This window comes from Microbacterium sufflavum, from assembly GCF_023101165.1.
GTDB classification, from domain to species: Bacteria; Actinomycetota; Actinomycetes; order Actinomycetales; family Microbacteriaceae; genus Microbacterium; species Microbacterium sufflavum.
This window is the reverse complement of sequence record NZ_CP078076.1, coordinates 85,885-99,200: the sequence shown is the minus strand read 5'-3', so window position 1 is coordinate 99,200 and position 13,316 is coordinate 85,885. Positions and strand designations below refer to the sequence as shown.

General features: G+C 70.0%; 12 protein-coding genes and 1 tRNA gene. 9 read left to right on the top strand and 4 right to left on the bottom strand.

The genetic code is table 11. The annotated features are described in order from the left end of the window. Positions 1–37: 37 nt before the first annotated feature. The 3 genes from KV394_RS00540 to KV394_RS00530 form a co-directional block, all read right to left on the bottom strand. A tRNA-Pro gene (locus KV394_RS00540) sits at positions 38–114 on the bottom strand. Between the two features lie 56 nt (positions 115–170). Next, positions 171–1,112 carry a metallophosphoesterase gene (locus tag KV394_RS00535; protein WP_136045427.1) on the bottom strand — a complete coding sequence of 314 codons (942 nt, stop codon included), beginning with the start codon at positions 1,110–1,112 and terminating at the stop codon, positions 171–173. Further along, positions 1,103–3,676 (bottom strand): transglycosylase domain-containing protein, encoded by a 2,574-nt coding sequence (locus KV394_RS00530; protein ID WP_240753190.1) that lies wholly within the window; start codon positions 3,674–3,676, stop codon positions 1,103–1,105. Before KV394_RS00530 ends, KV394_RS00535 begins: the two co-directional genes overlap by 10 nt. Positions 3,677–3,763: 87 nt before the next feature. Between KV394_RS00530 and KV394_RS00525 the strand changes: the two genes are divergently transcribed. Next, positions 3,764–3,988, top strand: a complete 225-nt coding sequence (locus KV394_RS00525; RefSeq protein ID WP_136032162.1) for a hypothetical protein — start codon at positions 3,764–3,766, stop codon at positions 3,986–3,988. Continuing rightward, positions 3,985–4,443: a RidA family protein gene (locus tag KV394_RS00520; RefSeq protein WP_136036890.1), complete on the top strand. Its 459-nt coding sequence runs from the start codon at positions 3,985–3,987 to the stop codon at positions 4,441–4,443. Before KV394_RS00525 ends, KV394_RS00520 begins: the two co-directional genes overlap by 4 nt. A gap of 53 nt (positions 4,444–4,496) precedes the next feature. On the opposite strand, the gene acs is transcribed toward KV394_RS00520, so the two are convergent. Then, a complete protein-coding gene (acs, locus tag KV394_RS00515; protein ID WP_136032166.1) occupies positions 4,497–6,464 on the bottom strand; it encodes an acetate--CoA ligase in 1,968 nt (655 codons plus the stop codon). 530 nt (positions 6,465–6,994) lie between these two features. On the opposite strand from acs, the gene KV394_RS00510 reads away from it, so the two are divergent. The 7 genes from KV394_RS00510 (at position 6,995) to tmk (ending at position 13,260) form a co-directional block, all read left to right on the top strand. Further along, positions 6,995–7,888 carry a TadA family conjugal transfer-associated ATPase gene (locus KV394_RS00510; protein WP_323131761.1) on the top strand — a complete coding sequence of 298 codons (894 nt, stop codon included), beginning with the start codon at positions 6,995–6,997 and terminating at the stop codon, positions 7,886–7,888. Beyond that, positions 7,882–8,781: a type II secretion system F family protein gene (locus KV394_RS00505; RefSeq protein ID WP_136045425.1), complete on the top strand. Its 900-nt coding sequence runs from the start codon at positions 7,882–7,884 to the stop codon at positions 8,779–8,781. The genes KV394_RS00510 and KV394_RS00505 overlap by 7 nt, the downstream gene beginning before the upstream one ends. A 39-nt stretch (positions 8,782–8,820) precedes the next feature. Continuing rightward, positions 8,821–9,018 carry a DUF4244 domain-containing protein gene (locus KV394_RS00500; RefSeq protein WP_136032173.1) on the top strand — a complete coding sequence of 66 codons (198 nt, stop codon included), beginning with the start codon at positions 8,821–8,823 and terminating at the stop codon, positions 9,016–9,018. After that, positions 9,015–9,356 (top strand): TadE family type IV pilus minor pilin, encoded by a 342-nt coding sequence (locus tag KV394_RS00495; RefSeq protein WP_247982041.1) that lies wholly within the window; start codon positions 9,015–9,017, stop codon positions 9,354–9,356. The genes KV394_RS00500 and KV394_RS00495 overlap by 4 nt, the downstream gene beginning before the upstream one ends. Beyond that, positions 9,356–9,685: an Rv3654c family TadE-like protein gene (locus tag KV394_RS00490; protein WP_136032176.1), complete on the top strand. Its 330-nt coding sequence runs from the start codon at positions 9,356–9,358 to the stop codon at positions 9,683–9,685. Before KV394_RS00495 ends, KV394_RS00490 begins: the two co-directional genes overlap by 1 nt. Before the next feature lie 78 nt (positions 9,686–9,763). After that, entirely contained in the window at positions 9,764–12,634 is a 2,871-nt protein-coding gene (gene topA, locus KV394_RS00485) for a type I DNA topoisomerase (RefSeq protein WP_247982040.1), read from the top strand. Then, positions 12,631–13,260 (top strand): dTMP kinase, encoded by a 630-nt coding sequence (tmk, locus tag KV394_RS00480; RefSeq protein WP_247982039.1) that lies wholly within the window; start codon positions 12,631–12,633, stop codon positions 13,258–13,260. Before topA ends, tmk begins: the two co-directional genes overlap by 4 nt. Positions 13,261–13,316: the final 56 nt, after the last annotated feature.

Genomic DNA, 13,316 nt, shown 5'->3' with positions numbered 1-13,316 from the left:
GAGAAGGCCGCCCGTGGGGGCGGCCTTCCGGTGTCACTGGTCGGGGTGACAGGATTTGAACCTGCGACCTCTTCGTCCCGAACGAAGCGCGCTACCAAGCTGCGCCACACCCCGTTTGCAACCCTCCGAGTCTACAGGGAAATCCCCTGAGCGCCCAATCGGGGCGGTGATCACGCGTGGGGGATCAGCGTGAGCAGCGTCGCCTCCGGGCGGCACGCGAAACGCACGGGCGCGTAGATCGAGTGCCCGCAGCCGGCGCTCACGTTCAGTGGGACGCTGCGGCCGTCGTGCGTCCAGGTGCTGAGTCCCTTGGCCTGCTTCAGCGGGATGTCGCAGTTCGCCACGAGCGCGCCGTAGCCGGGGAGGCAGACCTGCCCACCGTGCGTGTGACCGCCGAGGATGGCGTCGGCGCCGAGGTCGACGAAACCGTTGAGCACGCGCTGATACGGCGCGTGCGTGACGCCCAGCACCGCCGTTCCGGGCTCGCGCGGGCCCAGGCCCTCGATGGCCGAGGGGAGCGCGTCGAGGCGGTCCCAGTCGCGGTGTGCGTCGTCCACGCCGAACAGGTCGACGGTGGTGCCACGCAGGGTCAGTCGCGCCGCGCGATTGTTGAGGTCGGTCCAGCCGAGCTCGTCCGTGAAGAAGCGGTCCATCGACCCCGTGTCGAGCACGGTCGGCTCGCGGTGGCGCCGCGAGGGGCCGGAGAAGTAGCGCAGCGGATTGCGCGGCGCGGGGCCGTTCACGTCGTTCGAGCCGTGCACGAAGACCCCGGGGATGCCGGCGAACGGGGCGAACGCGCGGCGGATCCCCTCGAGCCCGCGCTCGTGACCCAGGTTGTCGCCGGTGTTGACGATCAGGTCGGGCCGCAGCTGAGCGAGCGACGCGAGCCAGTCCTGCTTGCGGTGCTGCCACGGTGCCATGTGCGCATCGGACACGTGCAGGATGCGCAGGGGAGGGGTGCCGGGGGCGAACGCCGAGGCGGACACCTCGCGCACGGTGAAGAGGTAGCGTTCGATGCCCACGCCCCACACCGCGGCGGCGGCGCCCACGGCCCCCACCGCGCCGAGCGCGACGAGGGCCGGATGAGCCGAGCGCGACGAACCTACTGGCACGTCACGACCACGGTGGTGCTGCTGTTGACAGGAGTGCCCGGTGCCGGATTGGTCACCGCGACCGCAGACCCCGGCGGATTGCACGAATTGTCGAACTCGTAGGACGCGACTCGAGCCGCCTTGAGTGCGGCGTCCGCCTGGTCTCGCGACATCCCGACGATGTTCGACGGCACCACGGCACCACGGCCGTTGCTGATCGAGAGGGTCACGGTGGCAGCCGTCGCAGCCTCGCCCGTCGGGTCCTGTGCCGCGACGAGGCCGGCCGCGAGGTCGCTGTCCACCTCTCCGCCGATCGCCACCTGGAAGCCCGCGTTCTCGAGGGTCGAGCGCGCCTGATCCTGCGACATGCCGACCACGCTCGGAACGGCCTTGAGCTCCTGACGGATCAGGTTGTTGTCCGGCTGGGGGAAGCGGTCGCCGCCGTAGGCCTCGTTCGCGGCCGCTTGCGCGGCGCGGGCCAGCGGGTAGCGCATGTCGTTGAGGTTCCATCGACCGTAGCTCTTCCGGTAGATGTTCTCCTGGCCCTGCCAGCGTCCCGCCCACACGGCCGTCGCGACCTTCGTGCTCGACTCGATCATCATGGTCGACCACGTGTTGTGCGTTCCGGTCTTGCCGATCAGCGGGGTGCCGTCGCCCGGGTTCGCCCGCGAGCCGGTGCCGCCGCCGCCCATGACGGTCTGCAGCGCGTAGGCGGCCGTGGCTGCGACCTCGGGAGAGATCACGCCGGGAGTGCACGACGACGCGGGCAGCTCACGGTCCTTGCCGTCCGGACCGATCACGCGGTCGATCGCCCGCGGCGTGCAGTAGGTGCCGCCGCTCGCGACCGTGGCATAGGCGTTGGCCATCGCGATGGGCGAGATGTTCTTCGCGCCGAGCACGTCGTACGGCACGTTCTCATCGGTGGTCTTGCCGCCGTTGGCCAGCGTGACGCCCAGGCGGTCGGCCACCTTGTTGATGTCGCAGAGGTCGAGCTTGGAGGCCATCGCGAAGTACCCGCTGTTGAGCGAGTTCTTCGTGAAGTTCAGCACGGTGTCGGTCGAGCCGCCGCCGCCGCCGAAGTTGCCGATCTCCTTGGTGTTCGCGGTCATGGTGCCCCCGCCGCACGAGGCTGCGGTGAACTTCATGTTGGTCTGCACGCGGCCGTTCAGGGTCTCGCGCACCGAATGACCCTTCTCGAGCCAGTCGATCAGCGTGAACAGCTTGTAGGTCGAGCCCACCTGGAAGCCGTTGGAGTCTCCGTGCTTGCGGTCGCCCGCGAACACGAGAGAGGTGTAGGCGGGATCGGTGGTCGGGGTCTCGGTGAACATCGTGTTCTGGGTCATCGAGAGGATCCGGCCGGTGCCCACCTCGATGGACACACCCGCGGCACCGAAGTGCATGCCGTCGTAGTTGGCCGGGACGATGTCGGCCATCTCCTGCGCCGCCGGGTTCTGGATGCGGTAGTCCAGCGACGTGAAGATCTTCAGACCGCCGCGGCGCAGCAGGTCGCGCCGCTCCTGCGGCGTGGCGCCGAACGCCTCGTCGTTCAGGACGATCGAGCGCACGTACTGGCAGAAGTAGGCGTTCGTGCCGGCGGCCGCACAGCCCTGCGTCGGCGGGTTGATCGCAGGAACGATCGGGGAGGCCTTCGCCTCGTCGTACTGGGCCTGGGTGATCTTGCCGTCGTCGAGCATGCGGTAGAGCACGTAGTCGCGGCGCTTGAGGGTGTCCGCGTAGCCGTCGGCGGCGTTGTTGTGTCCGACCTGCGCATCGTCGGTGTACGTGCCCTCCACCGGCTTGTCGATCCGGTACGTGTTGGGGTTCTGCACGATGCCGGCGAGCGTCGCGGCCTGCGCGACCGTCAGGTTCATCGCCGTCGTGGAGAAGTAGTACCGGGCGGCGGCCTCGATGCCGTAGACCGTGCCACCGAAGTTCGCGATGTTCAGGTAGCCCAGCAGGATGTCGTTCTTCGAGAAGTCCTTCTCGATCTGGATCGCGTAGCGCATCTCCTGCAGCTTGCGCTCGATGCCCTTGCTGCCGACCGCGTTCGTCGCGTCCAGCCAGCACTGCTGGAGCTCCTCGGAGTACGTGTCCGACGTGGTGTCCACGTCCTGCTCGCACTGCTGGATCAGCACGTTCTTCACGAACTGCTGGCTGATGGTCGAGGCGCCGCGGCTGGATGTGCCGCGGACGTTGTCGATCAGCGCCTTCATGGTGGCGCCCAGATTCACTCCGCCGTGGCTGTAGAAGCTCTTGTCCTCACTGGAGAGGATCGCGTCGTAAAGCACCGGGCTGATCTGCTCGTACGTGACGGGGACGCGGTTCTGCTCATAGAACGACGCGAGGGCGACCGGCGTGCCGTCGGGCTGGGTGGCGTAGATCGTCGACTGCTCCATCGGCGTGCCGGGGCTGAGGTTCTCGGGGAGCTTGTCGAAGAGCGTCAGTGCCGTGGTGCCGGCGACTCCCGTCATCGCGAGGACGGGGGTGACGCTGGCGGTGACGAGCAGACCGGCGACGGCGCTCAGTCCGACGAGCCCGACGAGACCGCCGAGCACGCCCTTCACCGTGCGATTCTTGTGGGGCATACGCTTGATCGTAGGGGAGTTCCCTGAATACACCCTCTGACGAACACGCCCGCTCGGCCTGTTCGCGTCCCGATCGACAGGAGAGCCATGACCACGTGGGAGTACCTGACCACGCCGCTGCTGATCCACAACACCGCCGCTATCCTCAACAACTGGGGCAAGCAGGGCTGGGAGCTCGTCCAGGTGGTGCAGGGACCGGAAGGCGGCCTCGTGGCGTACTTCAAGCGCCCGGTGACCACCGACGGCTCCGCGAACGCGGGCCTCGCCGCCGCCGCCGAAGCCGCGCGTCAGTTCGAGGGGGGTCAGGCATGAGCGTCTCCACGCGCCTCGCCGAGCTCGGCATCGAGCTCCCCGCCGTCGCCGCTCCCGTCGCCGCCTATGTCCCGGCGGTCGCCCACGGCGGGCTCATCTACACATCCGGCCAGCTCCCGTTCGTCGACGGCGCCCTGCCCGCGGTGGGCAAGGTCGGCGCCGAGGTCTCCGCGGAGGACGCCAAGGCCTTCGCGCGGACGTGTGCCCTCAACGCGCTGGCCGCGGCCGCCGACGTCGCGGGCGGGGTCGACCGCATCGCCGGTGTCGTGCGGGTGGGCGGCTTCGTCGGTTCAGCCGAGGGCTTCACCGGCCAGCCCGGCGTCATCAACGGCGCGAGCGAGGTGCTCGGTGAGATCTTCGGTGACGAGGGCCGCCACGCGCGCGCGGCAGTCGGCGTCGCCGAGCTCCCGCTCGGCAGCCCGGTCGAGGTCGAGGTGACGTTCCGCCTCGCCTGACCCCGACACGCGAACGCCCCCTCCCGCGGGAGGGGGCGTTCGTCGTCTGCGGGCTACTTCACCTGCGCGGAGATGATGCTCATGACCGCGGTGTCGGCCAGGGTCGTCGTGTCGCCGACCTCGCGGCCCTCGGCCACATCGCGCAACAGACGCCGCATGATCTTGCCCGAGCGGGTCTTGGGCAGCTCCCCGACGATGTACACGTCTCGAGGGCGCGCGATGGCACCGATCTGTTCGCCGACCCAGAGCCGGAGCTGCTGCGCGAGTCCCGCCGGGTCGTGGGCGGCGAGATAGCTCTCCTTGATGATGACGAACGCCACCACCGCCTGGCCCGTGGTCTCGTCGGACGCCCCGACCACCGCGGCCTCCGCTGTGGCCTCGTGCGCCACGAGCGAGGACTCGATCTCCGCCGTCGACAGCCGGTGGCCCGACACGTTCATGACGTCGTCGACACGGCCGAGCAGCCAGAGGTCGCCGTCCTCGTCGAGCCGTGCACCGTCACCCGCGAAGTAGTAGCCCTGCTTCTCGAACTTCTCCCAGTACGTCTCGCGGAAGCGTTCCGGGTCGCCCCAGATGCCGCGCAGCATGCTCGGCCACGGCTCGGTGATCACGAGCAGTCCGCCGTTGCCGTTGCCGACCTCGACGCCCTGTTCGTCCACCACGTCGAGGGTGATCCCGGGGAGGGGGACCTGCGCCGAGCCGGGCTTCGTGGCGGTGACGCCGGGGAGCGCCGACACCATGATGGCGCCCGTCTCGGTCTGCCACCACGTGTCGACGATCGGGGTCTTGCCCGCGCCGATGACCTCGCGGTACCACATCCACGCCTCGGGGTTGATGGGTTCGCCGACCGATCCGAGCACTCGCAGCGACGACAGGTCGAACTTCTGCGGGACGCTGCGGCCGACCTTCATGAACGACCGGATCGCCGTCGGGGCCGTGTAGAAGATGGAGACCTTGTACTTCTCGATGATCTCCCACCAGCGTCCGGGGTGCGGCGTGTCGGGCGTGCCTTCGTACAGCACCTGGGTGGCACCGTTGGCCAGCGGGCCGTACGTCACATAGCTGTGGCCCGTGATCCACCCGATGTCGGCGGTGCACCAGTACACGTCGGTCTCGGGCTTGAGGTCGAACACGTACTTGTGGGAGTACGCGGCCTGCGTGAGGTAGCCACCGGAGGTGTGCAGGATGCCCTTCGGCTTCCCCGTGGTGCCGGAGGTGTAGAGGATGAAGAGCGGGTTCTCGGCGGGGAAGGCCTGAGCCGTGTGCTCGGCGGAGGCCGCCGGGACGACGTCGTGCCACCAGATGTCGCGCCCGTCCGTCCAGTCCACCTCGTTCTCGCCACGACGAACGACGAGGACGTGCTCGACCGTCTGCTGCTCGCCGTCGCCGCGGTCGGCCAGAGCCTGGTCCACGGCGGGCTTGAGCGCCGAGACGCGGCCCTTGCGGTAGCCGCCGTCGGCCGTGATGACGAGCTTGGCTCCGGCGTCGTCGATGCGGGAGCGGAGGCTGTCGGCACTGAATCCGCCGAACACGACGGAGTGGATGGCGCCGACACGTGCGACCGCGAGCATCGCGGCGATCGCCTCGGGGATCATCGGCAGGTAGATGGCGACGCGATCGCCATGACCGACGCCGAGTCCCTCCAGCACGTTCGCGACGCGCTTGACCTCCTCGGTCAGCTCGGCGTACGTGATGCGACGACTGTCGCCGGGCTCGCCCTCCCAGTGCAGGGCGACGCGGTCGCCGTTGCCGGCCTCGACATGACGGTCCAGGCAGTTGTAGGCGACGTTGAGCTCGCCGTCGTCGAACCACTTGGCGAAGGGCGGGTTGTTCCAGTCGAGGACCTGGGTGAACGGCGTGTGCCAGTGGATGAGATCGCGCGACTGCTCGGCCCAGAAGCCTTCGCGATCCGCCGCGGCGCGCTCGTACAGTTCCTGTGACGCGACGGACTGCGCCGCGAACTCCTCCGATGGCGGGAATCTCCGGGTCTCGTCGAGAAGGTGGTCGATCTGGCTGCTCATCGGCAGGCGCTCCTTTGCGGCATACGGGTCATGCAGGCGTGGTCGCACGGGGGGAGGCGCGACCAGGTCAGGGCGAATCTATCGGCGTGCCACGCCCTCGAGTACTGCCGAAAGTCGGTAGTGGCGCTGGTTTTGTCAGGACGGTCGCCTTGCGTACACTCGACGACAGCCGAAATCTCATTCCGGCCTTGGCGCGCCCGATTCCCCCGATCGCGCGGCGCCGTGGGCGGCATCTCATTCCCCCCGTGAGATGCCGCCCATCTCTTTGGGAGCGCTCCCTCTGCCCGGGTCCTCTCCGTTGCCGGCCCGCGGCCCCGAGTTCTCCACGGGCAGCCGGGCTGAGGCCTTGTGCACAGACGCCGATGCCGGAGTCGCCCTGCGGCGGCACGCCTCGCCCGCCGTGCCTACTCTCGCCGCATGCCTGAACGATTCGTCATCCGGTCGAAAGACGCGGCAGCGGGGAATGCGGTCACCGCCCCTCCCCATGCCGTGCTCCTCGCGGAACCCGCATTCGCGCCGCTGGCCCCCATGTGGACGACACCGTCACCGACGTCTTCGTCAACGGGGCAGACGGACTCTTCCTCGACCGCGGCAGCGGCGCGCAGCCCGTTCCGTCGTGGCGAGCGACCGAGCGGGAGGTACGCGACCTCGCGGTCGCGCTCGTCGCGCTCGGCGGCCGGCACCTCGACGACCAGGCGCCGTGCGTGGACGTGCGCCTCGGCTCGGGCGTGCGGGTGCACGCCGTGCTCGCCCCCGTCTCCACGACCGGCACGGCGCTGTCCATCCGGATCCCGCGGGTCCATGCGGCCGACCTCGACGCCCTCGCCACACTGGGCACGATCGATGCGCAGCAGCACGTCTGGCTCGACAAGCTCGTCGCGGAACGGGCGAACCTCTTGATCACGGGCGGGACGGGTACGGGGAAGACGACGCTGCTGTCGGCGCTGCTGTCGTCGGTACCGCCGGGTGAGCGCATCGTGACGATCGAAGACGTGGCGGAGCTGCGGCCACGGCACCCGCACCACGTCGCCCTCGAGGTGCGCCAGGCGAACCTCGAGGGCGCGGGCGGCATCGGACTCGCCCGGCTCGTCCGCGAGTCGTTGCGCATGCGCCCCGATCGGCTGGTGGTCGGCGAGTGCCGCGGCGAGGAGGTACGGGAACTCCTCACCGCCCTCAACACCGGCCACGATGGTGGCGCCGGCACGATGCACGCGAGCGGTGTCGCGGACGTGCCCGCGCGGCTCGAGGCGCTCGGCGCGCTTGCCGGAATGGACCCCGTGGCGCTCGCTCGTCAGGCCGTGAGCGCGTTCACCGTCGTCCTCCACCTGCACCGGGGGTCCGACGGAACGCGGCGCATCGCCCACGTCGGGCGACTCGTGCTGGAGAGCGATCGGCTGGGCATCGAGGAGGTCCGACCATGGTGAACAGGAGGCGTCGCGCGACGCAGTCCGCGCCCGAGGTCGACCTGGCGCACTCCGTGCAGACGCTGGCCGTGCTGCTGCAGGCAGGTGCAGCGCCGCTCGTGGCGTGGCGCCATCTCGCCGGGACGGGCGACCCGAATGCGATCGCGGTCCTCGCGCGCGTCGACGACGGAACACCGCTCGTCACTGCGATCGATGCGGCCGGCGGTCGCTGGCGGGAGCTGGCCGCGGCCTGGGAGATCGCCACCGTCGTGGGCGCGCCCCTCGCGGAGGTCCTCCGCACGATCGCCGGGTCGTTGCGCGACGCGGCCGCCGCCGCCGACGATGTCCGCGTCGCGCTGGCTGAGCCCGCCGGAACGGCGCGACTGCTGCTGTGGATGCCCCTCGCGGGACTGCTCCTCGGCGTCGGCCTCGGCTTCGACACGATCGGGGTGCTCCTCGGCACACCCGCCGGGGCGACCTGCGCCGTCGCCGGGCTGCTGCTGGTCGGAGCGGCTCGCATGTGGACGCGACGGCTGCTCCGCCGTGCGCAGCCCGCGTCGGGGACGCCGGGGATCGCCGCCGAGCTCGTCGCGGTCGCCCTTCGCGGGGGCGCCCCGATCGACCGTGCACTCCGGCTCGTGGCAGATGCGGCGGTCGTGGACCGAGGAGGGGAGGAGAGCGTGCGCCGGGTCCTGGAGCTGTCCCGGACGGCGGGCGTTCCCGCCGTCGAGCTGCTGCGTGCCTCCGCGGCGCAGGACCGACATGCAGCGCGCGTGCAGGGGCGCCTCCGCGCGGCAGTGCTCTCGACGCGACTCCTCGTGCCGCTCGGCGTCTGCACTCTGCCGGCGTTCCTCCTGCTGGGGGTGGCTCCGCTGATGCTCAGCGTGCTCGCCTCCACGTCCATTCCTGCGTGAGTCGCTCGAACCACCCAATAAAGAGGAAGAAGGAAGAATATGAACACCATTCCCCGACTCGACCGCCGTCGTGCAGCCGCCCTGTTCGGCGACGACACGGGAGCGGCGACGGCCGAGTACGCCATCACCACCATGGCCGCGGTCGCGTTCGCAGGATTGCTCGTCGTCATCATGAGGTCGGACGAGGTGCGCGGCATCCTCACCGATCTCGTGCGGCGCGCGCTCACGGTGTCATGAGCAGGCCGCTGGGCGAGCGCGGCGCGGTGGCGGCGGAACTGGCGCTCGCCCTGCCGGCCGTCGTGCTCGTGCTTCTTCTCGGCGTCGGGGCGCTCGCCGCATCGTCACGACAGGTCGCGCTCCAAGATGCGACGGCGGACGCCGCCCGTCTGCTGGGGCGGGGCGAGGGCGACGCCGCGGCCGCGGCTGTGGTGCGGCGGGCGCTTCCCGACGCCAGGGTGACGTTCGCCGCCGTCAACGATCTCGTCTGTGCGACGGCGACGCTCGACCTCACCGTGGGACCGCTGATGCGCCTCCCGCTACGCGCCGCGAGCTGCGCTCTCGACGGGGGTCGGTGATGGCGGGGACGGTGCTGGCCGCCGGCGTGCTCGTCGTCGGCGCGACGCTCTCCGTCGGGCTCGCCGCCGTCGGCGGGGCGGCCGTGACCGCACAGCGTGCAGCGGACGCAGCGGACGCCGCGGCGCTCGCCGCCGCCGATGCGCGCAGCGGTGCGATTCCCACGGCTCGCACGCCGTGCGACCTGGCCGCGCACGTCGCCCAGGCCGGAGGGGCACGCCTGATCGCGTGTTCGCTGGCCGGGGACGTGGCGACCGTGACGGTGTCGGCGGCGTACGCTGGACTCGCAGCCGTCTCCCGCGCCCGTGCCGGGCAACCCGAGGAACCGTGACGGCGGCGCGACCCTCGCTCGCTGTGAAGTACCCCGCACAGCGGTGTGTATGGTGTGCTTCGAAGAAAGGACGCACCCTTGGCTGAAGGCAAGAAGCTCGTCATCGTCGAGTCCCCGACGAAGATGCGGTCTATTCAGGGATACCTCGGCGACGGCTACGAGGTGCTCAGCTCCGTCGGCCACATCCGCGACCTCGCCGACAAGAAGGACATCCCCGCCGACGACAAGAAGGCGTACGGGAAGTACTCGATCGACATCGACAACGGGTTCGACCCGTACTACGTCGTCTCCGACCGCAAGACCAAGACGGTCGCCGAGCTGAAGCGTGCGCTGAAGAGCGCCGACGAACTCCTGCTCGCCACCGATGAGGACCGCGAGGGTGAGGCCATCGCCTGGCACCTGCTCGAGACCCTCAAGCCCAAGGTGCCCGTCAAGCGCATGGTGTTCCACGAGATCACCAAGGATGCGATCCAGGCCGCCGTGGGGAACACGCGCGAGCTGGATCATGCCCTGGTCGATGCGCAGGAGACCCGCCGTATCCTCGATCGTCTGTACGGGTGGGACGTCTCGCCGGTGCTCTGGTACAAGGTCAAGACCGGGATCTCCGCCGGGCGGGTGCAGTCCGCGGCGACGCGTCTGATCGTCGACCGCGAGCGCGAGCGCATGGCCTTCGTGTCGGCTGAGTACTGGGACGTCGACGCCGACGCGGCCGCGACCGGTACCTCGTTCCGCATCCGCCTCGTGCGGGTTGACGGGGGCCAGCTTGCCCGCGGCACCGACTTCGACGACACCGGAAAGCTCAAGAAGGCCGTCGTCGTGCTCGACGAGGCACGCGCTGCTGCCCTGGCCAGAGCCGTCGACGCCACCGGAGCCGGAACGGTCACCAAGGTCGAGGCGAAGCCCGGCACCCGGAGCCCGTACGCCCCCTTCACGACGTCCACCATGCAGCAGGAGGCCGGTCGCAAGCTCTCGATGAGCGCCAAGCAGGCGATGAGCGTCGCCCAGCGCCTGTACGAGAAGGGGTACATCACCTATATGCGTACCGACTCCACGGCGCTGAGCACCCAGGCGGTGCAGGCGGCGCGGAGCCAGGCCGTCGCCCTCTACGGCGACAGCGCGGTGCCGCTCAAGCCCCGTGTCTACAAGTCGAAGAGCAAGAACGCTCAGGAGGCCCACGAGGCCATCCGTCCCTCCGGCGAGAACTTCCGCACGCCGTCGTCGCTGTCCTCCGAGCTCGACCGCGAGGAGCAGCGTCTCTACGACCTGATCTGGAAGCGCACGGTCGCGAGCCAGATGGCGGACGCCAAGTACGAGACGACGACCGTCACGATCGCCGTGGATGCCGATGGCCAGACGGCCGAGTTCACCGCATCCGGCACCGTCTACACCTTCAAGGGCTTCCTGGAGGCCTACGAGGAGGGTCGCGACGAGAAGCGCGGCGACGCGGACGCCGCCGAGAACCAGTCGCTCCCGGCCGTCGCCGTCGGGGATGAGCTCGCCGTCTCCCACGCCGAGGCCAAGGGCCACCGCACGACCCCGAAGCCGCGCTACACCGAGGCGTCGCTGGTCAAGGTGCTGGAGGAGAAGGGCATCGGTCGTCCGTCGACCTTCGCCACGATCCCGGAGACCATCCTCGACCGTGGCTACGCGGTCAAGCGCGGACAGGCGCTCGTGCCCACGTGGCTGGCGTTCAGCGTGGTGCGGTTGCTCGAGGAGCACTTCGCCGAGCTGGTCGACTACGACTTCACCGCGGCGCTGGAGGACGACCTCGACACGATCGCCCGGGGCGAGCAGAACCGCGTGGAATGGCTCAAGTCGTTCTACTTCGGCTCGGAGTCGCACGTGGGACTGCGGCAGGTCGTCGACAACCTCGGTGAGATCGACGCGCGGGCCCTGAACTCCACGCGCATCACCGACACCGCGACGCTGCGCTTCGGCAAGTACGGCCCCTACCTGGAGGTCACGGATCCGGAGAACCCGGACGCGAAGCCGCGCATCGTGAACGTGCCGGAGGACCTGGCGCCCGACGAGCTGACGGCGGAGAAGGCGCAGGAGCTGATCGACGCCCCGGTGGCGGGGGACCGCGTGCTCGGCACGAATCCGGAGAACGGCAAGATCGTCGTCGTCAAGGACGGCCGGTTCGGGCCGTACGTGCAGGAGAACGACCCGGTCTCGGATGACGCCGCGGTCGACGAGGCGACCGGTGAGGTCATCGAGGCTCCCAAGCCCAAGCGCGGTGCGAAGAAGGAGACGGCGCCCAAACCGCGGACCGCCTCGCTGTTCCGCTCGATGTCGGTGGACACGCTCGACCTCGACACGGCCCTCCAGTTGCTGAGCCTCCCGCGGGTGGTCGGCGTCGACCCGGAGTCCGGCGACGAGATCACCGCGCAGAACGGCCGGTTCGGCCCGTACCTGAAGAAGGGCACCGATTCGCGGTCGCTCGAGAGCGAGTCGCAGATCTTCGACGTGACGCTCGACCAGGCCCTCGAGATCTACGCCCAGCCGAAGTACGGTGCAGGTCGTCGCGCCTCGAGCGCGCTGGCCGAGTTCGACGCCGACCCCGTGAGCGGGAAGCCCATCCGCGTGCGCGACGGTCGCTTCGGTCCCTACGTGACCGACGGTGAGACGAACGTCACGATCCCGCGCGGCCAGAAGCCCGAGGACATCACGTTCGAGATCGCCGTGCAGATGCTGGCCGACAAGCGCGCGAAGGGCCCTGCGCCCAAGCGCGGCTCGCGTACCGCCGCGAAGAAGGCTCCGGCGAAGAAGGCTCCGGCGAAGAAGGCGAGCGCCGACGGAAAGGCCACGACGGCGAAGGCGGCGGCGGCGAAGAAGACCGGGAAATCCGCGGGCTCCACGTCGGCGGCGCGCTCGGCCGCGGCGAAGAAGGCGGCGGCGACGCGCGCGGCGAACGCGGCGGCGAAGGCGGCGGAGAAGGCCGGCTCGTGACCGCGAGCCGCGGCGCCTGGATCACTCTCGAAGGCGGGGACGGCTCGGGCAAGACCACTCAGGCGAACGTTCTCGCCGACTGGCTGGAGCAGAGCGGGCGCACCGTGGTGCGCACCAGGGAGCCGGGGGGATCCGAGGTCGGCACGCTGATCCGCGAGATCGTGTTGCACCATCGCGGGGACATCGCGCCGCGCGCCGAGGCCCTCCTGTACGCCGCCGATCGGGCGCATCACGTCGAGACGGTCGTGCGCCCGGCGCTCGCGCGCGGTGAGGTCGTGCTGCAGGACCGCTACCTCGACTCGTCCGTCGCCTACCAGGGTGCCGGTCGGGTGCTCGACCCGGCCGAGGTGCGGGACCTGTCGCTGTGGGCGGCCGAGGGCGCACTTCCCGATCTCACGGTGCTGCTCGACCTCGACCCCGCCGCGGCGCGCACCCGACTCGACTCGGCCGACAAGCCCTTCGACCGCCTTGAGGCCGAGCAGGCCGAGTTCCACGAGCGCGTGCGCGAGGCCTACCTCGACCTGGCCGCCGCGGAGCCGGAGCGCTTCCTCGTGCTCGATGCCGCACAGCAGCCCGAGGCGATCGCGGAACGGATCCGAGCTCGCGTCGCTGAGCTCCTGGACTGATCCTCCACAGGTCGCACCAAGACGGCTGCGACCACGGATGACGGGAGACGTCCCCG

Bases quoted from the DNA above. Each gene is read 5' to 3' on its own strand.
- KV394_RS00490 (WP_136032176.1), top strand. From the start codon at position 9,356: ATGGCGGGGACGGTGCTGGCCGCCGGCGTGCTCGTCGTCGGCGCGACG.
- KV394_RS00505 (WP_136045425.1), top strand. From the start codon at position 7,882: ATGGTGAACAGGAGGCGTCGCGCGACGCAGTCCGCGCCCGAGGTCGAC.
- KV394_RS00520 (WP_136036890.1), top strand. From the start codon at position 3,985: ATGAGCGTCTCCACGCGCCTCGCCGAGCTCGGCATCGAGCTCCCCGCC.
- KV394_RS00495 (WP_247982041.1), top strand. From the start codon at position 9,015: ATGAGCAGGCCGCTGGGCGAGCGCGGCGCGGTGGCGGCGGAACTGGCG.
- KV394_RS00530 (WP_240753190.1), bottom strand. From the start codon at position 3,676: ATGCCCCACAAGAATCGCACGGTGAAGGGCGTGCTCGGCGGTCTCGTC.
- acs (WP_136032166.1), bottom strand. From the start codon at position 6,464: ATGAGCAGCCAGATCGACCACCTTCTCGACGAGACCCGGAGATTCCCG.
- KV394_RS00525 (WP_136032162.1), top strand. From the start codon at position 3,764: ATGACCACGTGGGAGTACCTGACCACGCCGCTGCTGATCCACAACACC.
- KV394_RS00500 (WP_136032173.1), top strand. From the start codon at position 8,821: ATGAACACCATTCCCCGACTCGACCGCCGTCGTGCAGCCGCCCTGTTC.